Source organism: Hydrogenophaga sp. (assembly GCF_028698005.1).
GTDB lineage: Bacteria > Pseudomonadota > Gammaproteobacteria > Burkholderiales > Burkholderiaceae_C > Hydrogenophaga.
The window spans coordinates 1-22,538 of sequence record NZ_JAQVEJ010000035.1 but is presented as its reverse complement, the minus strand read 5'-3'; the positions used below and the strand labels follow the sequence as shown (position 1 = coordinate 22,538).

Here is a 22,538-nt window from a genome sequence, read left to right as displayed (position 1 = left end):
CGACCGGGTTGGCGGCGAGCCAGTCCAGCACCTGTGGCAGGCGCACGCTCAGGGAGTTGATGTTCCAGGTAGCCAATTGCATCGGCCGATTCTAGGTCGCATGGTCGGCAACCTGTCGCTGCCGGCCGAATGGGCGGTTTTCTTGACGAAAGGCAAGGTAAAAACCAGGGAAAACCCTGATAATTCAATTATGCCAAGTAAACACCGAAGCCGGTGTTTCCCTGGCGGCTTTCTCCAAGGTTGGTCGAGAGGCCATCCTTTTTGCCCGCCACCCTTCCCGGGGTGGCGGGTTTTTTCTGTCCGCTTGGCACCGGCGTATGCGGGCCAGCGGCCGCGTCAGCGCGGGTCGCGGCGTTCGTAGGTGACGAAGGCAAAACGCAGGCCGCTGCCGGCGACATGGCGCTCGCGGGCCACCTCCTGCCACTCGGCGCCGAGTTCGGGCGCGTGGGCATCGCCATCGAAGTCGGCATCGATCTCGGTGACCACGGCACGACCGGCCAGGGGCAGGGCCTGGGCATAGACCAGGGCGCCACCGATGACCCAGGCATCACTGCCCGGCGGGCACAGATCGCGGGCTTCTGCCAGCGAGTGCGCGACGCGTGCGCCCTCGGACTGCCAGCGGGGATCGCGCGTGACGACGATGTTGAGGCGGCCGGGCAGGGGGCGGAAACGCGGCGGCAGCGATTCCCAGGTCTTGCGCCCCATGATCACGGGGCAGCCCAGCGTGGTCCGCTTGAAGTGGGCCAGATCCTCGGGCAGATGCCAGGGCAGTTGATTGTCGCGGCCGATCACGCCGTTGCGGGCGCGGGCATAGATGAGGTTGAGGCGGGTGGAGGCGGCGGTCATGGACGCATTGTGCCGCGCGCGGGCAAGCGCATGCCGGCGATGGCGGGGGTACCGAGCGTGCGCACCCATTCAGTGGCCGGGGTGCCCATCACGCGGCGTCAGACGGCTACCGGCGCCTTGATCGCCGGATGCGGGTCGTAGCCCTCGACGGCGAAATCCTCGTACCGGTAGTCGAAGATCGAATCCGGACGACGCAGGATGCGCAGCGTCGGAAAGGGGCGCGGATCGCGCGACAGCTGCAGCGCCACCTGTTCCTGGTGGTTGCTGTAGATGTGGCAGTCGCCGCCGGTCCAGATGAAGTCGCCCACCTGCAGGTCGCACTGCTGGGCCACCATGTGGGTGAGCAGCGCATAGCTGGCGATGTTGAAGGGCACGCCCAGGAAGATGTCGGCGCTGCGCTGGTAGAGCTGGCAACTGAGCCTGCCCTCGGCCACATAGAACTGGAAGAAGGCGTGGCAGGGCATCAGGGCCATCTTGTCCAGCTCGGCCACGTTCCAGGCGCTGACGATGATGCGGCGCGAGTCGGGGTTCTTCCGCAGCGTCTCGATCACCTGGCTGATCTGGTCGATGTGGCCGCCATCGGGCGTCGGCCAGCTGCGCCACTGCACACCGTAAACGGGCCCGAGCTCGCCCGTCTGCGGGTTGGCCCATTCGTCCCAGATGGTCACTCCACGCTCGCGCAGCCAGTTGTTGTTGCTCGAACCGGTGAGGAACCACAGCAGTTCATAGATGACGGACTTCAGGTGGACCTTCTTGGTCGTCACCAGCGGAAAGCCCTCGTTGAGATCGAAGCGCATCTGGTAGCCGAACACGCTTTTGGTGCCGGTGCCGGTGCGGTCGCCCTTGGCCACGCCGTGCTCGTTCACATGGCGCACGAAGTCTTCGTAGGTCGATCGGATCGGGCGAGTGGTCACGGTCGGGGCGTTCATGGCATGGAGTGGCAGAAAAAACTTTTCATTGTGCCCGTTGGCGGAGGTGTCCGGCACATGTCGCCCGATTTCCTCCCGCACATGGCATCAGGCGGCCAGCACGCGGCCCGGGTTCATCAGGTTCTGTGGGTCCAGCGCCTGCTTGAGCGAGCGCATCAGCGCCAGCGCCACCGGATCCTTGTAGTGGGGCAGGGTGCTTGCCTTGAGACTGCCGATGCCGTGCTCGGCGCTGATGGAGCCACCGAACTTCAGCACCTGATCGAACACCAGGTGGTTCACGCGCTCTTCATGGTCGTTCAGGAAGGCCGCGGGGTCACCGTCTTCGGGTACCTGCACGTTGTAGTGCAGGTTGCCGTCGCCCAGGTGGCCGAAGTTGACGAGCCGCACACCGGGGATCTCGCGCGCCAGGCGCTCGTCGGTCTCGGCGCAGAACGCCGGAATGTTCGACACCGGCAGGCTGATGTCGTGCTTGATGTTCAGGCCTTCCTCGGCCTGCGCCAGCGAGATGCTTTCGCGGATGTGCCACAGGTTGTGCGCCTGCTGCAGGCTCTCGGCCACGACCGCATCGCTGACCAGGCCCTGGCCGAAGGCGCTTTCCAGCAAGGCCTCGAAGCGCGCGCGCGCGTGGTCTTCGGACTCGGCATCGCTGTTTTCCAGCAGCACGCAATACGGATGGTCACGCCACAGGGGCACGCGCAATTGTGGGAAGTGCTTGTCGGTCAGGCCCAGTGCGAACTGGCCCATGACTTCGAAACCGGTCAGGCCGGCGCCGAGGTGCTGGTGGGCCAGACCCAGCAGTTGCACCGCACTGTCCAGGCTGGGCACGGCGGCCCAGGCGGTCAGCTGCGCGGCGGGGGCCGGGTAGAGCTTCATCGTGGCGGCCGTGATGATCCCCAGCGTGCCCTCGCTGCCGATGAACAGGTGGCGCAGGTCGTAGCCGGTGTTGTCCTTGCGCAGGCCGCTCAGGCCGTGCCAGATGTCACCCTGGGGTGTCACCACTTCCAGGCCCAGGCACAGCTCGCGCGCGTTGCCGTAGCGCACCACCTGCGTGCCGCCCGCGTTGGTGGCCAGGTTGCCGCCGATGGTGCAAGTGCCTTCCGAGCCCAGTGACAGCGGGAACAGATAACCGGCCTTCGCGGCGGCTTCCTGCACGTTCTGCAGCACGCAGCCGGCTTCGACGGTGATGGTGAGGTTGGCGGCATCGATGGCGCGCACCTGGTGCATGCGCGTGAGCGAGAGCACGATCTGCGTGCCGCTGTCGTCGGGCACCGAACCCACCACCAGTCCGGTGTTGCCGCCCTGGGGCACGATGCTGACACCGGCGGCGGCGCAGGCCTTGACCACGGCCGCCACCTCGGCGGTGCTGCCGGGGCGCACCACGGCCAGTGCCTTGCCCTTGGCGCGCTGGCGCCAATCGTGTTCCCAGGGCGACAGATCCGTGGCCGGATCGTCATGGGTGAGTACATGGCCAGCGCCCAGGGCATGGCGCAGGGTGTCGATCAGTCGGTTCATGGTTGGCTTCGGGGGGCGGTGGCGGGTACCGGGTCGGCGGGTGCGCCCGATTCGATGGCGTGGCGTGCAGCGTCGGCCGCCACCGCCTCCTTGCCAGCGGCCTTCAGGCGCTGGCGCACGTGGATCACGCAGGCGATGAACAACAGGACGCACAGCAGCACTTGTACCCCTGCGAGCACCGCCGACAGGCCCTGGTCGCTGGTGGCGCGCACCACACCTTCGGTGAAATACAGCCACACCAGCAGGCTCAGCCAGCGGTAGGTGTACATGCGTCGCTTGAGCAGGCCGGCCAGCGGCAGGGTCAGCGGCAGCACCTTGATCGCCCACCACGACCCTCCTGGCCGCAGCGGGGCCAGCCACAACTCCCAGGCCAGGCCGAGCACGATCAGGGCGATCAGGCTGGCCACGGCCAGCCAGCGTGACTGGCGCACGGCGGCGGAAGGCGGGGTCATGGCGGGGAGGGGGGAGGCATCGGGCACGGTGGGCATGGCAGGTGGCATGATACCGGGATGACTTCTTTTCGGCGCTGGCAGGTCATTGCCGATGTCTTGCACGGGTTCTGGGGCAATCTGCTGCGCTTTCCGTGGCGCACCACGGTGTGGACGCTGCGCGAGCGCTTCCGCGAGGATCGCCTGGGCGAGACGGCCAGCAGCCTGACCTTCACCACCACCATCTCGCTGGTGCCGCTGTTCACCGTGGCGCTGGCCATCTTCAGCGCGTTTCCGGTGTTCGACCGCCTGCAGGGCACGCTGCAGAACTGGCTGGTGGCACGCCTGGTGCCGCAGGACATCGCCGAGCAGGTGATGGAATACCTGCACCAGTTTGCCGCCAAGGCGGGCCAGATGGGCTGGACCGGCGCCATCTTCCTGATGATCACGGCGCTGGCGCTGATCCTGACCATCGACCGCAAGCTCAACGACATCTGGCGCGTGCGCCAGGGGCGGCCCCTGACGCAGAAGATCCTCGTTTACTGGGCCGTGCTGACGCTCGGGCCGCTGCTGCTGGCGGCCAGCCTGACGGTCACGTCCTACGCGATCAGTGCCTCGCGCGGGCTGGTGTCGGCGCTGCCGGGCGGCGTGCGTTTCCTGCTCGACACCCTGCAGTTCCTGCTGGTCACGGTCGGCATCGCGGCGCTGTACCGCTATGTGCCCAACACGCGCGTGCACTGGCGCCACGCCCTGATCGGCGGCCTGTTCGTGGGCCTGGGCCTGGAGGTGGCCAAGAGCGGGCTGGCCTGGTACCTGAAGACGGTGCCGACCTATTCGGTGGTCTACGGCACCTTCGCCACCGTGCCCATCCTGCTGGTCTGGATCTACGTGGCCTGGGTCGTGCTGCTGCTGGGGGCGGTGGTGACCGCCTACCTGCCCAGCCTGCTGGCGGGCATCGCGCGGCGCGCCGACCAGCCCGGCTGGCACTTCCAGCTGGCGCTCGAGGTGCTGGCGCAACTGGCTCGGGTGCGCGAGACACCGCAGCGCGGGTTCAGCCTGGAAACCCTGGCGCAGACGCTGCGGGTCGATCCGCTGCATCTGGAAGAGCCGGTGGGCGCCATGGTGGCGCTGGACTGGCTGGGCCGGCTGGACGAGGACGACCAGCGCTACGTGCTGCTGCAGGACCCGGCGACGATGCCGCTGGCCCCGCTCGCGCAGCGCCTGCTGGTGCCGGCGTCGGGCGGCACGGCGGCGTTCTGGGCCGCCAGCGGCCTGCACCACCTGACGGTGGCGCAGGCGCTGGGCGGACAGGGGCAGAAAAAGGGCACGCTCCCGGTATGAAATGGGGCGTGGCCGCCAGAGGCGGTCAGCCGGCCGTGGCGAGAAAGTCGCGGATCGCGAACAGCGTCGTGTCCGGCGTTTCCGTCATCTGGTGATGGCCCACCGGCAGCGACACGACGCTCACCCGCTTGTCCGCCGCCCTGGCCGCCTTGACCAGGGTCTGGGCCGCCTTGGGATGGGTCATCTGGTCCAGGCCGCCGAGCACGAACAGCACCGGGCAGGTGATGGCGGCGATGGCGTTTTCGCCGTTGGCGTAGCGGTCGCAGGCCACGAAGCCGCGGTGGAACACGTTCACCTTGGGGTTGCTGGCCAGCACGCGCCGGCCCAGCGCCATGCCTGTGCCATACACCCAGGTGCCCGGGCCGAGCGCCGACGGCGGGGCGGCCAGGGTCGAGCGCGAGAACACGTTGACCATGGCCAGCGCCTTCATCGGCTCGTTCAGCGAGGCCTCGATCAGTGCCGGCGAGACCTTCATCGGAAAGGCCGTGCCCACCAGCACCAGGTGGCTGACGCGATCGCCCAGGCGGGCCGCGGCTTCCAGCGCGATGAGCGAGCCCCAGCTATGCCCCACCAGGGCGGCGCGCTGCACGCCTGCGGCGTCGAGCAGCGCACCGATGAAATCGGCCGCCGCCTCGACCGTGGCGGGTGCCTCGCCCTCGCTCTTGCAATGGCCGGGCAGGTCCACCGCCAGCACGTTCCAGCCGTGGTGGGCCAGGTAGCGGCTTTGCAGGATCCAGACGCTGTGGTCGTTGAGCACGCCATGGATGAACACCACCGTCGGCTTGGCCGGATCGAAAGGCTTGCCGCCGGTGTAGCAGTAGGTTCGGGCGCCGTTGACTTGCACGAACATCATGCACCTGCCTTTTCTGCGGCCTTGAGCGCGCGCTTGAGGTCGTCGATCAGGTCGTCGGGGTCTTCCAGGCCGATGGACAGGCGGATGGTCCCGGGGCCGATGCCGGCGCCGGCCAGGGCCTCGTCGCTCATGCGGAAGTGCGTGGTGCTGGCCGGGTGGATGACCAGCGAGCGGCTGTCGCCCACGTTGGCCAGGTGGCTGAACAACCGTAGTGCCTCGATGAAGGCCTTGCCCTGTTCGCGCGTGCCCTTGATGTCGAAGCTGAACACCGAGCCGGCACCGCGCGGGCCGTGGCGCAGCAGCCGTTTGGCCAGTTCGTGGCTGGGGTGGGATTCGAGCAGCGGGTGGCCGACACGTCCCACCAGCGCATGGCTGGCCAGGAACTGCACGACCTTTTCGGTGTTGGCCATGTGGCGCTCCATGCGCAGCGGCAGGGTCTCCAGCCCCTGCAGGATCAGCCAGGCACTGTGCGGGCTCAGGCAGGCACCGAAGTCGCGCAGGCCTTCGCGCCGAGCGCGCAGCAGGAAGGCGCCCACGGTGCTTTCCTCGCTGAACGTCATGCCGTGAAAACCCTCGTAGGGTTCGGTCAGCTCGGGGAAGTGGCCCGAGGCGTCCCAGTCGAAACTGCCGCCATCGACCACCACGCCGCCAATCACGGTGCCGTGGCCGCTGAGGAACTTGGTCGCCGAGTGGTAGACGATGTCGGCGCCCAGCTCGAACGGCTTGACCAGGTAGGGGGTGGTCAGCGTGCTGTCCACCAGCAGCGGCACCTTCGTCTCGTGCGCGATCTGCGCCACCGTCGGGATGTCCAGCACGTCCAGGCCGGGATTGCCGACGGTCTCGCCGAAGAACAGCCGGGTGTTGGGGCGGATGGCGGCTTTCCAGCCGTCGATGTCGCCGGGCTTCACGAACGTGGTCTCGATGCCGAAGCGCCGCAGCGTGTAGTGCAGCAGGTTCTGGCTGCCACCATACAGGGCCGTGCTGGCCACGATGTGCGAGCCCGCGCCCATCAGCGTGGCGATGGACAGGTGCAGCGCCGCCTGGCCGCTGGCGACGGCGATCGCGCCGACGCCGCCCTCGAGGGCGGCCATGCGCTGCTCGAATACCGCGTTGGTCGGGTTGCTGATGCGGCTGTAGACGTGGCCCGAGCGCTCGAGGTTGAACAGGGCGGCCGCATGGTCGCTCGACTCGAACACGAATGAGGTCGTCAGGTGGATGGGCACCGCGCGGGCGCCAGTGGCGGGGTCCGGCGCGGCGCCGGCGTGCAGCGCCAGCGTGTCGAAGCCGGGGTCGGAATATCCGGGCATGAAAGGCCTCCGTGTCGTATCGGTGCGGTGTCTTGTCGTCGCTCCTGCGCAACGGCACGGCATGGAACCGGGCCGCCCCGGGAGGATCTGACCTCTCGGGGGCGGCGACATGCGCAGCGGGGGAGCGTGGGGGCCTATTGTGGGCTATATTCGACGACATACCCGCCCTGCAGGGGACAGCCCCAACCCGAGGAGAAGAGCCATGAAGGTCAGCGACATCCTGCGTGTCAAAGGCAACACGCTCTACACCATCACGCCCGAAGACAGCCTGGCCGACGCGGCCCAGATCATGGCCGACAAGGACATCGGCTCGCTGGTGGTCATGTCCAACGGTCTGGTCGTGGGCATGCTCACCTTCCGCGAAGTGATCAATGCGCTGGTGCGCAACGGCGGCAGCTTCGGCACGACCACCGTCTACCGGGCCATGGACCCGGGGCCGCTGACCTGCACCATGAACACCGACATGGACGAGGTGCGCCGCATGATGCTCGACCGCCACGCCCGCTACATGCCCGTGATCGAGAGCCGCATGCTCATGGGCGTGATCAGCTTCTACGATGTGGCCAAGGCGGTGGTGGACGCACAGAACTTCGAGAACAAGATGCTCAAGGCCTACATCCGCGACTGGCCCGATGACGGCGAGGACGCGGACCAGAACGCGCCGAACCTGGGCTGAATCCCTTCATCGCCACACCAGAAGCCCCGCTGTGCGGGGTTTTTTTCTGCCTCGTGGCGAGAGCCAGTCTGCAGGCGGATGCCATCAAGCTCACCCGCCGCACGTTGGCCTTGGCTCGCGACCATGTGGAGCATTTCGGTGCCACCATGCCTGAAGTCAGCGTCACCGGCCATTCGTCGGGCGGCACGCTGGCGCAGATCACCGCCCACCACTTGGGCGAAGCGCGGATCGAGGCGCTGCAAGCCGCCAACACGCCGGCCGAGCAGTCGTTGCGGGCACTGCAGATGTGCGAGACCCGATAGCAGGAGCCGGGGTCGGCCGTACAGCGTGAGCCGCAGCCGGCCACCGGCGCGATTTCACGCTGGACAAGGTCGAACGACCAGAAGGTCGTCTGGGATAATCGCGCCCATGAGCGGCAATACCTTCGGCACCCTGTTTTGCGTCACCAACTTCGGCGAGTCCCATGGCCCGGCCATCGGCTGTGTCATCGACGGCTGCCCGCCGGGAATGGCATTGTCCGAGGCCGACATCCAGATGGAGCTGGACCGGCGCCGCCCGGGAACGAGCAAGTTCGTGACCCAGCGCAACGAACCGGATGCCGTGGAGATTCTCAGTGGCGTGTACGAGGGCCAAACCACCGGCACGCCCATCGCGCTGCTGATCCGCAACACCGACCAGCGCAGCAAGGACTACGGCAACATCCTGCAGACTTTCCGCCCCGGTCATGCCGACTACGCCTACTGGCAGAAATACGGCATTCGCGACCCGCGCGGTGGCGGCCGTTCATCGGCGCGACTGACGGCGCCGACGGTGGCGGCCGGTGCCGTGGCCCGCAAGTGGCTGCGCGAGAAGTTCGGCATGACGTTCCGGGGCTGCATGACGCAGATCGGCGAGATCGGGATACCGTTCGAGAGCTGGGAGCATGTGCCCAACAACCCGTTCTTCGCACCCGTGGCCGACGTGTCGGCGCTGGAGGCGTACATGAACGAGCTGCGCAAGAGCGGCGATTCGTGTGGCGCCCGCCTGCGCGTGACGGCCACCAATGTGCCCGTGGGGCTGGGCGAGCCGCTGTACGACAAGCTCGATGCCGACATCGCCTGGGCCATGATGGGGCTCAACGCCGTCAAGGGGGTGGAGATCGGCGCCGGTTTTGCCAGTGTCACCGACAAGGGCAGTACGCACGGTGATGCGCTCACGCCCCAGGGCTTTCAGGGCAACAAGGCCGGTGGCGTGCTCGGCGGCATCAGCACCGGACAGGACCTGGAAGTGAGCATCGCGATCAAGCCCACCAGTTCCATCCTGGTGCCGCGTGAGAGCATCGACACCGCCGGCCAGCCCACCGAGGTCATCACCAAGGGCCGCCACGATCCCTGCGTCGGCATCCGCGCCACGCCCATCGCCGAGGCGCTGCTGGCGCTGGTGGTGATGGACCATGTGTTGCGCCACCGCGCGCAGTGCGGCGACGTGCGGGTGGCCACGCCGAACATCGCGGCCGTGGCGCGGGGTTGAGCCGCCTGGCTCAGGTCTGGGCTTCCTCGCCCAGTTGCCCGTCCCGGAAATCGGCCAGCGCCTGGTAGATCTCTTCCTTGGTGTTCATCACGAAGGGACCGTACTGGGCGATGGGCTCGTTCAGCGGCTGGCCGGCGATGAGCAGGGCGCGCGTTTCACCTTCGGGGCCGGCTTCGATCACCACGCCGTCCGTGGCCGGGTCGTTGGCCAGCAGCGCCATGCGCTGGCGTGCCACGGTCTGTCCACCGATGCGGACGCTGCCGCGGTAGACGTAGACGAAGGCGTTGTGGTCGGCCGGCAGGTCCTGCGCGAAGCGGGCGCCGGCGGGCAGGTGCAGATCCAGGTACAGCGGCTGGGTGTGCTCGCGCTGCACGGCACCCGTGACGCCATGGCTGGCGCCGGCGATCACTGTCACGGCCACGCCGGCTTCGGTGGTGAACTGCGGCAGGTCCGCGTGGCTGAAATCGCGGTACCAGGGCCGCATCATCTTGTCGCGGGCGGGCAGGTTCAGCCAGAGCTGGAAGCCTTCCATCACGCCTTCTGCCTGTTGCGGGATCTCGGCGTGGATCACGCCGCGCCCGGCGGTCATCCATTGCACGCCGCCGTTTTCCAGCAGGCCTTCGTGGCCGGCGCTGTCACGGTGCAGCATGCGCCCGGCGATCATGTAGGTGACGGTCTCGAAGCCGCGGTGCGGGTGGTCGGGGAATCCGGCGATGTAATCGTCGGGGTTGTCGCTGCCGAAGGCGTCGAGCATCAGGAACGGGTCGAGCCGGCGCTGCAGGTCCTGCGTGAGCACGCGCGTCAGGCGCACACCGGCACCGTCCGAGGTGGCCTGGCCGGCGATGAGCCGCTCGACGCGGCGCGGCCGCGAAACGGCGGAGGTGGCGGGGGCGTGGGTGCTCATGGCAGTCTCCTTGATGGGGGGCAGGGGCGGCCGAAGCCGCCCGGCGGCGCTCAGTTCACCAGTTCGGCGATGTCGGCCTGGGCCTGTTCGAAGCCCTTGGCGGCGGCCTCGGGGCCCATGTTCAGACCTTCGGCGTAGATGAAGCGTACATCGGTCAGGCCGACGAAGCCCAGCACGGTCTTCAGGTACGGCACCTGCGAGTCGTTGGCGGTGCCGCGGTACAGACCGCCGCGTGCCAGGGCCACGTACACCGTCTTGCCCTTGAGCAGGCCTTCGGGGCCGTTCTCGGTGTAGCGGAAGGTCACGCCGGCACGGGCGATGGCGTCGATCCAGGCCTTGAGTTGCACCGGCACGCCGAAGTTGTACATGGGCACGCCCAGCACGATGGTGTCATGGGCCTGGATTTCGGCGATCAGGGCATCGTATTCGGCGACCACGGCCGCTTGTTCGGCACTGCGCTGCTCGGCGGGTGTGAACAGCGCGCCCAGCGCGGCTTCGTCGAGCACGGTCACGGGGGTGGTGGCGAGGTCGCGCACCGTGAGGGTGGCCTCGGGATGGGACGCCTTCAGGCGCCCGGTGATCTGGTCGGCGAGCTTGGTGGAGTTGGCGCCTTCGCGGCGCGCGCTGGCGTTGATCTGCAGGATGTTCATCGTGTGTGTCCTTCTGGATAGACGGAAATAAATGCAATCGGCTTTGCGATGGTTGTAATTTATGACGTATCACCCACTGGATAAATCCCACTGCGCGGATAAGATTGTTCCCATGGTGGAACAATATGACGCTTTCAAGGGCATTGACCCGAACGACTTGCTGATCTTTGCCCAGGTGGCGCAGCTCGGCAGTTTCAGCCGGGCCGCCGAGCGGCTGGGCATGCCCAAGTCGTCGGTGTCGCGCCGCCTGAGCGCGCTGGAGCAGCGCATGGGCGAGCGGCTGCTGCTGCGCACCACGCGGCGCCAGACCCTGACCGAGTTCGGAGCACAACTGCTGGGGCATGCGCGCCAGATCGCGACCGACCTGGAGGCGGTGCATGCCCTGCGCGAGCAGCGCCAGGCGGTGCCCAGCGGCCTGCTGCGTGTGTCCATGCCGGCCGATGTGGCCCACCTGGTGCTGGCCGAGAGTCTGGCGGCTTTCCTGGCGCTGCACCCGGCGATCTCGCTGGAGCTGGACCTGTCGCCACGCCGGGTCGACCTGCTGGGCGAGGGCTTCGACCTGGCCGTGCGCATGGGTGCGTTGCCCGACGACGCCACGCTGGTGGCGACCCGGCTGATCGATTTCACCCATGGCCTGTACGCGGCGCCGGACTACCTGGCCGAGCGTGGCGAGCCGCAGTCCCCGGCCGATCTGCCGGGCCACACGGCGGCCCTGCTGGCCGGTGGCCGCGGCGAGGCGATGCCCTGGCGCCTCTCGCGAGGGTCCGCGCACTGGGAGGGGCTGCCGCAGGGGCGGGTATGTGCCAACTCGCCCGAGATGCTGATCCGCCTGGCCCAGGCCGGGGTGGGCATCACGGCGGTGCCCGACACGTTTGCCCTGCCGGATGTCCGGCGGGGCACGCTGCGGCGTGTGCTGCCGGGCTGGAGCCTGCCCGAGGTGCCGGCCTGGGCCGTCATGCCGGGGCGCAAGCTGATGCCGGCCAAGACACGGGTGTTCCTGGAGATGCTGCAGGCAACGTTCGGACGCTGCCGGGGCGCGCCGGGCGCCCGCCGATAGAGCGACCACCGATCAGGTGCAGTGGCCGCCGTCGGTGGCTGTTGCGTGCGGGCTTGTTGATACCATGACACGGTCGATCCCTTTTTTCCGACCGGCACGGACATGAACCCTGAACACCCTGAACCGACGCCCACGGCCATTCTCGATGCCCAGACCCGGTCCGCACTGGCCAGGTTCACCGGCGCGCTGTCGCCCACGGCGGGTGCGCTGGCTGCGCTGGACTGGCTGGCGCATCTGGCCGCTTCGCCGGGCAGGCGCATGGAGCTGGCGCGGCTGGCCTTGCACCAGGCCCGGCAACTGGCCGATTACATGCAGCAGTGCGTGCGTGCCGGTCATCAACCACCGGCGGCCTGCATCGAACCGCCGGCACAGGACCGGCGCTTTGCGGCACCCGAATGGCAGCAGTGGCCGTTCAATGTCTGGCACCAGGCCTTTTTGCTGAACCAGCAATGGTGGGAGGCGGCGACGCGCGGCGTGGCGGGCGTGGATAAGCACCACGAGGACCTGGTGGCCTTCGGTGCGCGCCAGTGGCTGGACATGTGCTCGCCAGGCAACCTGCCCTGGACCAATCCCCAGGTGATCGAGCGAACCGTGCGCGAAGGTGGGGCCAACCTGTGGCGCGGCATGACGAACTGGCTGGAGGATGCGCGGCGTCTGGCCAGCCAGGAACCACCTCCCGGTACCGAGGCCTTTCGGGTCGGCCATGAGGTGGCCACCACAGCAGGCCAGGTGGTGCTGCGCACGCCGCTGATGGAGCTGATTCAGTACGCGCCGGCCACCCCCAAGGTGCATCCGGAGCCGATACTCATCGTGCCGGCCTGGATCATGAAGTACTACATCCTCGATCTGTCGCCCCACAACTCGCTGATTGGCTACCTGGTGGCGCAGGGTCACACGGTGTTCTGCATCTCGTGGAAGAACCCGGGCGAGGCCGAGCGCGACAAGGGCATGGACGATTACCTGGATGAGGGTTTTTTTGCGGCGCTGCAGGCCCTCAACGACATCTGTCCCCGGCGTCCGGTGCATGCGGTGGGTTACTGCCTGGGCGGCACGCTGCTGGCCATCGCGGCGGCGGCGATGGCGCGCGATGGTGACGACCGCCTGGCCACCACCTCCTACTTCGCGGCCCAGACCGACTTTACCGAGCCGGGTGAGTTGGGCCTGTTCATCGACGAGAGCCAGCTCAGCCTGCTGGAGGCCGAGATGCAGCGCAACGGCTACCTGAAGGCCAGCCAGATGGCGGGGGCCTTCAGCATGCTGCGCAGCTACGACCTGCTGTGGTCACGCCTGGTCAACGAGTACCTGATGGGCGAGCGCCGGGAGATGAACGACCTCATGGCCTGGAACGCCGATGCCACGCGCATGCCCGCGAAGATGCATTCGCAGTACCTGCGTCGCCTGTTCCTGAACGACGACCTGAGCGAAGGCCGCTACCCGGTGGGCGGACGTCCGGTGTCGCTGGGCAGCCTGAGCCTGCCGACGTTCGCGCTGGGAACCATCACCGATCACGTGGCGCCCTGGCGTTCGGTGCACAAGTTGCACTACCTGTCCCCGGCGCAGATCACCTTCGTGCTGACCTCCGGCGGCCACAATGCCGGCATTGTCAACCCGCCCGTGCCCGAATCGCGCCGCAGCTATCAGATCCTCACGCGCGAGGCCGGTGGCCATTATCTGGCACCGGACGACTGGCTGGCCGCCGCACCCACGCACGCGGGCTCGTGGTGGCCGGCCTGGCAACAGTGGCTGGTGGCGCATTCAAGCGCTCCGGTGCGGCCGCCGCGCATGGGCAGCGCCACCCATCGGCCGCTGTTGCCGGCGCCCGGCAGCTACGTGCTTGAGACGTAAGCGAGCAGGTTCTAGTGGCCCTGGTGCTTCTTGACGGGTTCCAGTCCCGCCGCGTGTCGGGCCACGTCCAGGCGCTTGCCCAGCGAGACTTCGTTCATGTCCAGTTCGGCGACGAGGGCACGCAGTGAGGCGTCGTTGATGCGGTGCGCCTGGCGTTCGCCATACAGCGCATCGCGTTCGGCGTGGAGGGCCTTGAGGCGCAACTCCAGTTCCACCACGTAGCGCAGGCGGCGCTGGCGCACCGACTCGGGCGAATCGGCCTGGGCTTCCGGCGTGATCGCCAGGTGTGGTTCTTCCAGCAGGTCCATGCGTTTGCGGTAGTCCTGCGTGACCCGGCCCAGGGCCTCCTGCAAAGGTGCCTGCCGCTCGCTGCTCCCGGCGCTGACGTCGCCGATGGCCGCAATGGCGGCCTGGCAGGCGACCAGACGGGCCTGGCGCTCTTCGCGCACCGAGTCCGGTTCACCGGCCGGTGGCAGCCGGCGCAGCACCAGCGGCAGGCCGATGCTGCCGATGATCAGGGTGAACAGGATGGTGCCCGTGGCCAGGAACACCAGCTGGTGGCGCTCGGGGAACGCATTGCCGTTGGGCATGAGCAGTGGCACCGACAGCGCGCCGGCCAGCGTCACGGCGCCACGGATGCCCGCCAGCGTCGTGGCCAGCGTCAGCAGCGGCGAGGGCTGTTCCAGCAGTTTTCCGCGCTCGTGGGCCCGCCAGAGCGCGCCGCGCACGCCCAGCAACAGCCAGATCCAGCGCAGCAGCAGCAGAGCCAGGGTGATCCCCAGGGCCTGCAGGGCGGGCTGCCACCAGTGCCCGCCGGCGGCCTCCAGCGTCCGGCCGACGATGGAGGGCAGTTGCAGGCCCAGCAGCAGGAAGATGGCACCGTTGAAGGCCGATTCCACCATCGTCCAGGTGCCTTCGGTCTGCATGCGCTCGGCCACGAATTCGCCCCGGCGCAGGTCGGCGAAATTGGTGGTGATGCCGGCGGCGACGGCGGCCAGGATGCCCGACACGCCGATGTGCTCGCCCAACAGGTAGGCCGCAAAGGGCAGCAGCACCAGCAGCAGCACCATCTGGGTGGCCGCCACGTCGCCGACACGCCGCGTCACGGTCTCGCGCAGCGTGGCAAAGCCCCAGCCCAGCAGGGCGCCGCAGCCCAGGCCGCCGAGCGCGATCCAGAGAAATTCGTTGGCTGCCTCGGTCCACGAGAACACGCCGGTGAGCGTGGCGGCCACGGCAAACTTGAGTGCCACCAGGCCCGAGGCGTCGTTGAGCAGCGATTCGCCCTCGAGCACGTGCATGGTCTGTGCGGGCATGCCCAGGTTGCGGGTGATGGCCGATACCGCCACGGCGTCGGTGGGCGAGACCACGGCCGCCAGGGCAAAGGCCACCATCAGCGGCATCGACGGGATCATCCAGTGGATCAGGTAGCCCAGGCCGATCACCGTGAACAGCACCAGCCCGAAGGCCAGCGTCAGAATCGGGCGGTAAAGTGCGAAGAACTCCCGCTTCGGGATGCGCCAGCCGTCGGCGAACAACAACGGGGGAATGAACAGCGCCAGAAACAGCTCGGGGTCGAAGGCGATGTGCAGACCCTGCTGCGGCCATGACAGCGCCGCGCCGAGCCCGATCTGGATCAGGGGCAGGGGAATGGCGCGCAGGTAGCGCGCCACAATACCGGTGACCGCACCCAGGAGCAGCACCAGCAAAACGGTTTCAACGGTATGCATACATGCACGGATCTTGTTTCGGTGGGGGTCCGTTGCCCGGTTTGAAAGGAGCAACCAACGATGACGACAACCTCACCAGACGCTATTGTCTCCGCAGCGCCACCGGGCCCTGCCGCCTTCCTGCTGCGCAACCGCATTTTTGATGAAATCGCCGTGGGCGACAGCGCCAGCATCGAGCGCACGCTGACGGCGCAGGACATCCGGCTGTTCGCGGTGCTCGCGGGCGATGCCCATCCGCAGCATATGGGGGCTGGCGATGTTGCCTCAGCGGGCATGCATGGTGTCATTGCCCAGGGCATGTGGGGCGGGGCGCTGATCTCGGCCGTGCTGGGCACGCGCCTGCCCGGTCCGGGCACGGTGTACCTGGGGCAGACCCTGCGCTTTCTGCAGCCCGTGCATGTGGGGGATCGCCTGACCATTGCGGTGACGGTGTCGGGACGCGACGAGGAGCGCAAGCAGCTGACGCTGGCTTGTACCTGCGTCAACCAGCACGGCCAAATGGTGATCGATGGCGAGGCCCGGGTGCTCGCGCCCACCGTGCGGATCGAGCGCACGGCCACGGCACTGCCCGAGATGCGTGCCGACGCCGGCGGCGATGGCCTGCCGCGCCTGCTGGCCCACGTGCGCCCGCTGGGGGCGATCCGCGTGGCCGTGGTCCACCCCTGCGATGCGCTGAGCCTGGGCGGCGCCCTGGACGCCCGGGCCGCCGGCATCATCGAGCCGGTGCTGATCGGGCCGGCGGCCAAAATTCGTGCGACCGCCGAGGCGGCCCGGCTCGACATCACGGGCATTGCCATCGAGGACGTGCCTCACAGCCACGCGGCGGCGGCACGCGCGGCCGAGATGGCCGGCCTGGGCCAGGTGGAGGCCCTGATGAAGGGCAGCCTGCACACCGACGAGCTGATGAGCGCCGTGCTCGACGCGCGCGCGGGCCTGCGCACCAGGCGCCGGCTGTCGCACTGCTTCCTGATGCAGACACCCCACTACCCGCGCCCCTTCATCATCACCGACGCGGCGATCAACATCGCCCCCACGCTGGAGGAGAAGGCCGACATCATTCGCAATGCCATCGAGCTGGCGCACGCCATCGGTGTCGAGCAGCCCAAGGTGGCGATCCTGGCGGCCGTGGAAACCGTGAGCCCGCGCATGCCGGCCACGCTCGACGCCGCGGCGCTGTGCAAGATGGCCGACCGCGGGCAGATCGCCGGCGGTGTGCTCGATGGCCCGCTGGCCTTTGACAACGCGGTCTCGGCGGCCGCCGCGCGCGTCAAGGGCATCGACTCGCCGGTGGCCGGCCAGGCCGACGTGCTGGTGGTGCCTGACCTGGAAAGCGGCAACATGCTGGCCAAGCAGCTCGAGTACCTGGGCGAGGCGGCCACGGCAGGCATCGTGCTGGGTGCCAGGGTGCCCATCATGCTCACCAGCCGAGCCGATGCGCGCGACACGCGCCTGGCTTCGTGTGCGATCGGTGCGCTGCTGGCGCACCGCTGGCGCCGCACGCCGCCCTGATCCGGACCGGTCGCCGTGTTCGTCCAGCCATCATCTTCTTACCCTCGCGCCAGACCATGACCGCACCGACATCGTTCATTCTCGTGCTCAACTGTGGCTCGTCGAGCATCAAGTTCGCGCTGTTCGAGCTGGGCGCCGATGGCCGGCTGCCGCGCCGGCCGGCCTGGAACGGCAAGGTACAGGGCATCGGCGGGCCCAGCCCCGACATCGGCGCGCGCGACCTGCCGGTGATGCCGGTGGCGCTGGATCCCGCACAGCCGTATCACGACGCGCTGGAGCTGATCCGCCAGCACACGCAGCGCTGGCTCGGCGGCCGGCCATTGCGCGCGGTGGCGCACCGCGTGGTGCACGGCGGCAGCAAGTACTTCGAGCCGGTTCTGGTCGATGCCGGGGTGCTGGCCGACCTGCGCAGCTACATCCCGCTGGCACCCTTGCACCAGCCCTTTGCGCTGGAGGCGGTGGACATCCTGCTGGCCGAGCGGCCCGACATCCCCCAGGTGGCGTGCTTCGACACGGGTTTTCACCACACGCTGCCGCAGGTCGAGCAGATGCTGCCCCTGCCGTACGCCGCCTGGGAGCGCGGCCTGCGCCGCTACGGCTTCCATGGCCTGTCCTACGAATACATGGCCACCGCACTGGCCGAGCGCCATGGCCGCGAAGACGCCGAGCGCGCGCGCACCATCGTCGCCCACCTGGGCAGCGGCGCCAGTCTGTGCGCGATGCGGGGCCTGCAGAGTGTGGCCACGACCATGGGTTTTTCGGCGCTGGATGGCCTGATGATGGGCACACGCACCGGCGCGCTCGACCCGGGGGCCGTGATCTACCTGATGGAGATCGAAAAGCTCAGCCTGGCGCAGGTGGGCCGCACGCTGTACCACGAGTCCGGTCTGCTCGGTGTCTCGGGCCTGTCGAGCGACCCGCGCGTGCTGCTGGCGCACGAGGATGAAGACAGCGAGCGGGGTGTGCGTGTGCGTGCCGCGCTGGCGCTGTACGTGCGGCGCATCGTGCGCGAGATCGGTGCCCTGGTTGCCGTGCTGGGCGGGCTGGACCGGCTGGTCTTTACCGCCGGTGTCGGCGAGCACAACGCCGTGCTGCGCACCCGGGTGTGCGCGGCGCTGGCCTGGCTGGGCATCGAGATCGACGAGGCGGCCAATGCGGTCCACGCGGCGCGCATCGTCACGCCCGCCAGCCGGGTGGACGTGGGGGTGGAGCCGACCAACGAGGAGTGGGTGGCGGCCCGCGGCGCGCTGCGTGTGCTGGGCTGAGCGGGGGAACGCGGATCAGCGCCGGCGCAGGCTTGCACCCAGCATGCCGCACAGGGCAATGAGCCCGATGCCCGCCACCGTCCAGCGGTCGGGGGTGTGGCCGAACACGATCCAGCCGCCCAGGGTGGCAAAGGCGATCTGCGCGTACATGAATGGCGTCAGGCGTGACGCCGGTGCCAGGTGGAAGGCCCGGATCAGGACATAGTGCCCGACCGAGCCGAAGACGCCCAGCAGGATGAGCAGCGCCCACAGCAGCAGGTTCTCCGGTGGTGACCAGGCCCAGGGCAGCAAGACGGAAGACAGGATCAGGCCCATCAGCCCGGTGTAGAAGTGCGTGGTTCCCGAATCCTCTGTCTTGACCATGTGGCTGGTGACAATCTGGTGCAGCGCGTTCAGGACCACCAGCACCAGTGGCAGGGCGAGCCAGAAGGTGAAGTCGCTGCCCTTGGGGCGCACCACGATCAGGGCGCCGGCGAAACCGCCGGCCACCAGCAGCCAGTTCAGCGGGTTCACCCGCTCGCGCAGCAGCCTGGCCGCCAGCAGCGTGACCGTCAGCGGCACCAGCATCAGGATGGCAGTGAATTCGCCCACGGGCACATGCTGCAGGGACAGATAGGCGCCGCCGGAGCACGCCACCATGATGAGGCCGCGCAGGGCCTGCCAGCCCGGCCGGTGTGCGACCAGCAGCCCGCGGCCGCGCTCGGGCCAGAGCAGTCCCAGCGTCAACAGCGTCTGCACCAGAAAGCGGACCCAGATGACCATGATGACGGGAACGGCCGCTCCGATGTACTGCGAGGTCGTGTCCAGCAGCGCAAAGCACAGCGTGGCCAGGACCGCCAGCGCAATGCCGCGGCCCACGTGGGTGGGGTGGTTGGGGTTCAAGGGGATGGGCGGGTCAATCGGCCTTGGCGGCCTGCAGGGGCGTGAGTTTGCGTGCCAGCCCGTCCATGGCCACCAGATAGCCATCCACGCCAAAGCCCACCACGATGCCCGCAGCGACCGGCGATACCCACGACTGGTGGCGGAACGCCTCGCGTGCGTGCACGTTGGAAATATGGCATTCGATCACGGGCAGCGGCTCGACACCCTTGATCGCGTCGTGCAGTGCGATGGAGGTGTGGGTCAGCGCGCCGGGGTTGAACACCACGCCCACCACCTGGCCTTCGCGGCACAGGCGGCCGTACTCGTGGATCTTGTCGAGCAGGGCGCCCTCCCAGTTGCTCTGGAAGCACTCCACCGCGAATCCCAGTTGCTGTCCGTGCCGGCGGCAGCGCTCTTCCACGTCGGCCAGGGTGGTGCGGCCGTACTGCTCGGGTTCACGGGTGCCCAGCAGGTTCAGGTTGGGGCCATTGAGAATGAGGATCTTGCGGGTCATGGGGTTCGGTCGGTGGACGGCGTCGTCCGACGCCATTGGATATGGTGCCACAGCCATCGCGCAACGTCAGGTCACCACCTGCGATGCATCGGCATCGGTTGGGGCCGGGCGAACCGTCAGCGAGCTGCCGGCGGCCGCGGCCATGATGCTGCCGATGGCCAGCCACTGGCGGGCATCGAGCTGTTCGTGCAGGATCAGCATGCCCAGCAGGGCCGCCACGGCAGGCTCCATGCTGATCATGATGCCGAAGGCCGACGGAGGCAGGCGCTTGAGCGCCACCATCTCCAGCGTGATCGGGATGGCGCTGGAGATCGCGGCCACGACCAGGCCCCACATCAGCACCTGGGGTGACAGCAGGCTGGCGCCGGCATGCGCCACACCGAAGGGCATGACGCTCAGTGCGGCCACGCTCAGACCCAGCGACACCGAGTGCCCGGCGTGCAGGTGCGACAGGCGTTTGCCGAACACGATGTAGCTGCCCCAGCAGGCGGCGGCGGCCAGCGCGTAGGCCACGCCCACCGGATCCAGCGTTGCCACGTCCACGCCCTGTGTGAGCGGCAGCAGCAGGGCCAGGCCGGTGATGGCCAGTGCGAGCCACAGCAGGTCAACCGCGCGGCGCGAGCCGGCCATGGCCACGGCCAGCGGCCCCGAGAACTCGATCGCCACCGCGATGCCAAAGGGAATGGTCTGCAGCGCCTGGTAGAACAGCAGGTTCATGAAGCCCAGGGCCACGCCATAGCGCAGCACGGCCCAGCCGTCGCCCGGCCGCAGCGCGCGCCGCCAGGGGCGCCACATCAGCACCACCAGCAGCGCGGAGAAACCCACGCGCAGTGCCGTGGTGCCCAGCGCACCGACCTGCGGAAACAGGTGTTGCTTGGCCAGCGAGGTGCCCAGCCCGAGCGCCGTCACCGAACCCAGCACGGCCAGAAAGGGGAGGGCACGCGCCCACCGCGCATGGCTCATTGCGGCGCCTCAGCGAAGTGGAACGGTGAGCTGATCGATGACGGCGCGCGTGTCCGGGCGGATGCCGCGCCACCAGGTGAAGGCTTCGGCGGCCTGCTCCACCAGCATGCCGACGCCGTCGGCCAAGCGGGTGACACCGGCCGACTTTGCCTGGGCGAGGAAGGGCGTCAGGCCCTTGCCGTAGACCATGTCGTAGGCCAGCGCGCCGGGCGCGAACACGTCCTCGGGCAGCGGCAGCGCTTCGTTCGACAGGCCGGTGGAGGTGGCGTTGATCACCACATCGAAGCGCTCGCCGGCCAGTTCGCCATAGCCACCGCCTTGCAGCGTGGCGCGTCCGGCGAATTCGCGCTGCAGGCCCACGGCCTTGTCGGCGCTGCGGTTGGCCACCATCAGGCAGTCCGGTTGCTGATCGGCGATGGGCATCAGGGCACCACGCGTGGCGCCACCCGCGCCGCAGATCAGCACGCGCAGTCCCTGGAGCGGGATGCCCAGGTTGCGCTGGATGTCGTTGACCAGGCCGATGCCGTCGAAGTTCTGCGCCCAGATGCGCTCGCCCTCGAACTTCAGGGCGTTGGCCGCGCCGGCCAGCCGGGCCGATTCCATCGGGTCGGTCGCCAGCTCGAAGGCCTGGACCTTGAACGGCAGCGTGACGTTGAGACCCTTGCCGCCGGAAGCCACGAAGGCCCGGACGGCGTCGGCGAAGCCGGTAGGCGGAGCCTCCAGGGCCGTGTAGGCCATATCCTGCCCGCAGGACTGGGCAAACGCGCTATGAATCAGGGGCGACTTGCTGTGGCCGATGGGGTGGCCGATGACGGCGTAAAGGTCGGTCATGGTGGATGGTCAGGGCAATTCTCGATTGTCACCGAAGCCCGATTCTCGTGCAGAGCATGATCCCTGCAGGGGCGAGCCATGGCCGCTAACATCGTGCCATGAACACCTCGCCCGCCACACCGCTTCGCATCGACTTCGTTTCCGATGTCTCCTGCCCCTGGTGCGCCATCGGTCTGGCCTCGCTGGATCAGGCCCTGGCCAGCCTGCGCCAGGATGGCATCGACGCCGAACTGCACTTCCAGCCCTTCGAGCTCAATCCCGACATGGGGCCCGAGGGCGAGGACGTCGAGGAGCACCTGACCCGCAAGTACGGCAGCAGCCCCCAGCAGCAGGCGCAGGTGCGCGAAACCATCCGCCAGCGCGGCGCCGTCGCCGGCTTCACCTTCCATCCGGGCGGACGAGGGCGTATCTGGAACACCTTCAATGCTCACCGACTGCTGCACTGGGCCGGTGAGGAAGGCGCGCCGGGACAGCAGCACGCGCTCAAGAAGGCCCTGATGGAAGCGCACCACGGCCGCGCGGAAAGCCCGGCCGATCCGTCCGTGCTGCTGGCCTGTGTGCAACAGGCCGGGCTGGATGTGGAACGCGCGCGTGAGGTGCTTGCCAACGCAGACGAGTTCGCCGACGCGGTGCGCGCGCAGGAGCAGTTCTTTGTCGGCAACGGCATCCACTCGGTGCCGGCGGTGATCATCAACCAGCGCCACCTGATCTCCGGTGGGCAGCCACCCGAGGTGTTCGAGCGCGCGTTGCGGCAGATCGCGACCGGCCAGCCCTGAGGGTGATCAGCCTGCGGCCGCCAGCGCCCGCGCGATGCGGTGGCGCTTGACCGTCGGTCTGGGCACCGGGCAGGGCAGGTGCTCGAACCAGCGGCGCACGTCGTCCTCCACGCACAGGCCGTGCATGTAGTTGTAGATCGCCTTGCGCAGGCCCTGGCAGAGCAGGTCGTGGTCGACGCCGGGGGGCATGGGCGTGGGGTCGATGAAGCCGATGTCGTTCCTGGCGAAGCTGGCG

Annotated in this window: 22 protein-coding genes and 2 pseudogenes; 9 read left to right on the top strand and 15 right to left on the bottom strand. The window is 68.4% G+C overall.

Features of this window, described 5'->3' with window-relative positions; all coding sequences use genetic code 11:
* The 5 genes and pseudogenes from PHQ87_RS05805 to PHQ87_RS05785 all read right to left on the bottom strand — a co-directional run.
* Positions 1 to 82 (bottom strand): annotated as a pseudogene (locus PHQ87_RS05805) (exodeoxyribonuclease III); the annotation flags it as partial.
* Between the two features lie 254 nt (positions 83 to 336).
* Positions 337 to 846 carry a dihydrofolate reductase gene (locus PHQ87_RS05800; protein ID WP_300232010.1) on the bottom strand — a complete coding sequence of 170 codons (510 nt, stop codon included), beginning with the start codon at positions 844 to 846 and terminating at the stop codon, positions 337 to 339.
* A 98-nt stretch (positions 847 to 944) separates the two neighbouring features.
* Positions 945 to 1,775, bottom strand: coding sequence for a thymidylate synthase (locus tag PHQ87_RS05795; protein ID WP_300232009.1), 831 nt, complete (start codon positions 1,773 to 1,775; stop codon positions 945 to 947).
* A gap of 87 nt (positions 1,776 to 1,862) precedes the next feature.
* Positions 1,863 to 3,287 (bottom strand): FAD-binding oxidoreductase, encoded by a 1,425-nt coding sequence (locus PHQ87_RS05790; protein ID WP_300232008.1) that lies wholly within the window; start codon positions 3,285 to 3,287, stop codon positions 1,863 to 1,865.
* Positions 3,284 to 3,739: a DUF2069 domain-containing protein gene (locus tag PHQ87_RS05785; protein ID WP_300232006.1), complete on the bottom strand. Its 456-nt coding sequence runs from the start codon at positions 3,737 to 3,739 to the stop codon at positions 3,284 to 3,286. Before PHQ87_RS05785 ends, PHQ87_RS05790 begins: the two co-directional genes overlap by 4 nt.
* A gap of 57 nt (positions 3,740 to 3,796) precedes the next feature.
* Between PHQ87_RS05785 and PHQ87_RS05780 the strand changes: the two genes are divergently transcribed.
* The gene (locus PHQ87_RS05780) at positions 3,797 to 5,056 is read left to right on the top strand and encodes a YihY family inner membrane protein (protein WP_300232005.1); all 1,260 of its coding nucleotides are present in this window, start codon (positions 3,797 to 3,799) and stop codon (positions 5,054 to 5,056) included.
* 25 nt (positions 5,057 to 5,081) lie between these two features.
* Here PHQ87_RS05780 and PHQ87_RS05775 read toward each other — a convergent pair whose 3' ends face one another.
* Both PHQ87_RS05775 and PHQ87_RS05770 read right to left on the bottom strand, forming a co-directional pair.
* On the bottom strand, positions 5,082 to 5,906 hold the full coding sequence (locus PHQ87_RS05775) for an alpha/beta hydrolase (protein ID WP_300232011.1): 825 nt from the start codon (positions 5,904 to 5,906) through the stop codon (positions 5,082 to 5,084).
* Entirely contained in the window at positions 5,906 to 7,216 is a 1,311-nt protein-coding gene (locus tag PHQ87_RS05770; RefSeq protein ID WP_300232004.1) for an O-acetylhomoserine aminocarboxypropyltransferase, read from the bottom strand. The genes PHQ87_RS05775 and PHQ87_RS05770 overlap by 1 nt, the downstream gene beginning before the upstream one ends.
* A gap of 202 nt (positions 7,217 to 7,418) precedes the next feature.
* Between PHQ87_RS05770 and PHQ87_RS05765 the strand changes: the two genes are divergently transcribed.
* The 3 genes from PHQ87_RS05765 to aroC all read left to right on the top strand — a co-directional run bounded on the left by PHQ87_RS05765 (position 7,419) and on the right by aroC (position 9,401).
* Positions 7,419 to 7,892, top strand: a complete 474-nt coding sequence (locus tag PHQ87_RS05765; protein ID WP_300232002.1) for a CBS domain-containing protein — start codon at positions 7,419 to 7,421, stop codon at positions 7,890 to 7,892.
* A 146-nt stretch (positions 7,893 to 8,038) separates the two neighbouring features.
* Entirely contained in the window at positions 8,039 to 8,194 is a 156-nt protein-coding gene (locus PHQ87_RS05760) for a hypothetical protein (RefSeq protein WP_300232001.1), read from the top strand.
* A 106-nt stretch (positions 8,195 to 8,300) separates the two neighbouring features.
* Complete coding sequence (gene aroC, locus PHQ87_RS05755; RefSeq protein WP_300231999.1) at positions 8,301 to 9,401, top strand: chorismate synthase; 1,101 nt, start codon at positions 8,301 to 8,303, stop codon at positions 9,399 to 9,401.
* Positions 9,402 to 9,411: 10 nt separating this feature from the next.
* Here aroC and PHQ87_RS05750 read toward each other — a convergent pair whose 3' ends face one another.
* Together PHQ87_RS05750 and PHQ87_RS05745 are read right to left on the bottom strand one after the other, a co-directional pair.
* Positions 9,412 to 10,305 carry a pirin family protein gene (locus PHQ87_RS05750; protein WP_300231997.1) on the bottom strand — a complete coding sequence of 298 codons (894 nt, stop codon included), beginning with the start codon at positions 10,303 to 10,305 and terminating at the stop codon, positions 9,412 to 9,414.
* Positions 10,306 to 10,355: 50 nt separating this feature from the next.
* Complete coding sequence (locus PHQ87_RS05745; RefSeq protein WP_300231996.1) at positions 10,356 to 10,955, bottom strand: NAD(P)H-dependent oxidoreductase; 600 nt, start codon at positions 10,953 to 10,955, stop codon at positions 10,356 to 10,358.
* Between the two features lie 112 nt (positions 10,956 to 11,067).
* Between PHQ87_RS05745 and PHQ87_RS05740 the strand changes: the two genes are divergently transcribed.
* Both PHQ87_RS05740 and PHQ87_RS05735 read left to right on the top strand, forming a co-directional pair.
* Entirely contained in the window at positions 11,068 to 12,012 is a 945-nt protein-coding gene (locus tag PHQ87_RS05740; protein WP_300231994.1) for a LysR family transcriptional regulator, read from the top strand.
* A gap of 102 nt (positions 12,013 to 12,114) precedes the next feature.
* Positions 12,115 to 13,857, top strand: coding sequence for an alpha/beta fold hydrolase (locus PHQ87_RS05735; RefSeq protein WP_300231993.1), 1,743 nt, complete (start codon positions 12,115 to 12,117; stop codon positions 13,855 to 13,857).
* Positions 13,858 to 13,868: 11 nt separating this feature from the next.
* Here the strand turns inward: PHQ87_RS05735 and PHQ87_RS05730 are convergent, their stop codons facing one another.
* Positions 13,869 to 15,584: a Na+/H+ antiporter gene (locus tag PHQ87_RS05730; protein ID WP_300231992.1), complete on the bottom strand. Its 1,716-nt coding sequence runs from the start codon at positions 15,582 to 15,584 to the stop codon at positions 13,869 to 13,871.
* Between the two features lie 60 nt (positions 15,585 to 15,644).
* Here PHQ87_RS05730 and PHQ87_RS05725 point away from each other — a divergent pair, with 60 nt between their 5' ends.
* Both PHQ87_RS05725 and PHQ87_RS05720 read left to right on the top strand, forming a co-directional pair.
* Positions 15,645 to 17,093, top strand: coding sequence for a bifunctional enoyl-CoA hydratase/phosphate acetyltransferase (locus PHQ87_RS05725; protein WP_300231990.1), 1,449 nt, complete (start codon positions 15,645 to 15,647; stop codon positions 17,091 to 17,093).
* A 56-nt stretch (positions 17,094 to 17,149) separates the two neighbouring features.
* A complete protein-coding gene (locus PHQ87_RS05720) occupies positions 17,150 to 18,358 on the top strand; it encodes an acetate/propionate family kinase (RefSeq protein ID WP_300231989.1) in 1,209 nt (402 codons plus the stop codon).
* A gap of 15 nt (positions 18,359 to 18,373) precedes the next feature.
* On the opposite strand, the gene PHQ87_RS05715 is transcribed toward PHQ87_RS05720, so the two are convergent.
* From PHQ87_RS05715 to aroE, 4 genes are all read right to left on the bottom strand, one after another.
* Positions 18,374 to 19,240, bottom strand: coding sequence for a DMT family transporter (locus PHQ87_RS05715; RefSeq protein WP_300231987.1), 867 nt, complete (start codon positions 19,238 to 19,240; stop codon positions 18,374 to 18,376).
* A 13-nt stretch (positions 19,241 to 19,253) separates the two neighbouring features.
* On the bottom strand, positions 19,254 to 19,733 hold the full coding sequence (gene aroQ, locus PHQ87_RS05710; protein ID WP_300231986.1) for a type II 3-dehydroquinate dehydratase: 480 nt from the start codon (positions 19,731 to 19,733) through the stop codon (positions 19,254 to 19,256).
* Between the two features lie 66 nt (positions 19,734 to 19,799).
* Positions 19,800 to 20,696 (bottom strand): DMT family transporter, encoded by an 897-nt coding sequence (locus tag PHQ87_RS05705; protein WP_300231984.1) that lies wholly within the window; start codon positions 20,694 to 20,696, stop codon positions 19,800 to 19,802.
* A 9-nt stretch (positions 20,697 to 20,705) separates the two neighbouring features.
* Positions 20,706 to 21,527: a shikimate dehydrogenase gene (aroE, locus tag PHQ87_RS05700; RefSeq protein WP_300231982.1), complete on the bottom strand. Its 822-nt coding sequence runs from the start codon at positions 21,525 to 21,527 to the stop codon at positions 20,706 to 20,708.
* Positions 21,528 to 21,625: 98 nt separating this feature from the next.
* On the opposite strand from aroE, the gene PHQ87_RS05695 reads away from it, so the two are divergent.
* Positions 21,626 to 22,303 (top strand): DsbA family oxidoreductase, encoded by a 678-nt coding sequence (locus PHQ87_RS05695; protein WP_300231981.1) that lies wholly within the window; start codon positions 21,626 to 21,628, stop codon positions 22,301 to 22,303.
* A 6-nt stretch (positions 22,304 to 22,309) separates the two neighbouring features.
* Here PHQ87_RS05695 and PHQ87_RS05690 read toward each other — a convergent pair.
* Positions 22,310 to 22,538, bottom strand: a pseudogene (locus PHQ87_RS05690) (radical SAM protein); the annotation flags it as partial.

Coding starts and splice junctions, on each gene's coding strand:
- aroC (WP_300231999.1), top strand. CDS start 8,301: ATGAGCGGCAATACCTTCGGCACCCTGTTTTGCGTCACCAACTTCGGC.
- PHQ87_RS05785 (WP_300232006.1), bottom strand. CDS start 3,739: ATGACCCCGCCTTCCGCCGCCGTGCGCCAGTCACGCTGGCTGGCCGTG.
- PHQ87_RS05790 (WP_300232008.1), bottom strand. CDS start 3,287: ATGAACCGACTGATCGACACCCTGCGCCATGCCCTGGGCGCTGGCCAT.
- PHQ87_RS05795 (WP_300232009.1), bottom strand. CDS start 1,775: ATGAACGCCCCGACCGTGACCACTCGCCCGATCCGATCGACCTACGAA.
- PHQ87_RS05765 (WP_300232002.1), top strand. CDS start 7,419: ATGAAGGTCAGCGACATCCTGCGTGTCAAAGGCAACACGCTCTACACC.
- aroE (WP_300231982.1), bottom strand. CDS start 21,527: ATGACCGACCTTTACGCCGTCATCGGCCACCCCATCGGCCACAGCAAG.
- PHQ87_RS05720 (WP_300231989.1), top strand. CDS start 17,150: ATGACCGCACCGACATCGTTCATTCTCGTGCTCAACTGTGGCTCGTCG.
- PHQ87_RS05695 (WP_300231981.1), top strand. CDS start 21,626: ATGAACACCTCGCCCGCCACACCGCTTCGCATCGACTTCGTTTCCGAT.
- PHQ87_RS05745 (WP_300231996.1), bottom strand. CDS start 10,955: ATGAACATCCTGCAGATCAACGCCAGCGCGCGCCGCGAAGGCGCCAAC.
- PHQ87_RS05760 (WP_300232001.1), top strand. CDS start 8,039: ATGCCTGAAGTCAGCGTCACCGGCCATTCGTCGGGCGGCACGCTGGCG.
- PHQ87_RS05800 (WP_300232010.1), bottom strand. CDS start 846: ATGACCGCCGCCTCCACCCGCCTCAACCTCATCTATGCCCGCGCCCGC.
- PHQ87_RS05775 (WP_300232011.1), bottom strand. CDS start 5,906: ATGTTCGTGCAAGTCAACGGCGCCCGAACCTACTGCTACACCGGCGGC.
- PHQ87_RS05725 (WP_300231990.1), top strand. CDS start 15,645: ATGACGACAACCTCACCAGACGCTATTGTCTCCGCAGCGCCACCGGGC.
- PHQ87_RS05770 (WP_300232004.1), bottom strand. CDS start 7,216: ATGCCCGGATATTCCGACCCCGGCTTCGACACGCTGGCGCTGCACGCC.
- PHQ87_RS05705 (WP_300231984.1), bottom strand. CDS start 20,696: ATGAGCCATGCGCGGTGGGCGCGTGCCCTCCCCTTTCTGGCCGTGCTG.
- PHQ87_RS05735 (WP_300231993.1), top strand. CDS start 12,115: ATGAACCCTGAACACCCTGAACCGACGCCCACGGCCATTCTCGATGCC.
- PHQ87_RS05780 (WP_300232005.1), top strand. CDS start 3,797: ATGACTTCTTTTCGGCGCTGGCAGGTCATTGCCGATGTCTTGCACGGG.
- PHQ87_RS05740 (WP_300231994.1), top strand. CDS start 11,068: ATGGTGGAACAATATGACGCTTTCAAGGGCATTGACCCGAACGACTTG.
- PHQ87_RS05730 (WP_300231992.1), bottom strand. CDS start 15,584: ATGCATACCGTTGAAACCGTTTTGCTGGTGCTGCTCCTGGGTGCGGTC.
- aroQ (WP_300231986.1), bottom strand. CDS start 19,733: ATGACCCGCAAGATCCTCATTCTCAATGGCCCCAACCTGAACCTGCTG.
- PHQ87_RS05750 (WP_300231997.1), bottom strand. CDS start 10,305: ATGAGCACCCACGCCCCCGCCACCTCCGCCGTTTCGCGGCCGCGCCGC.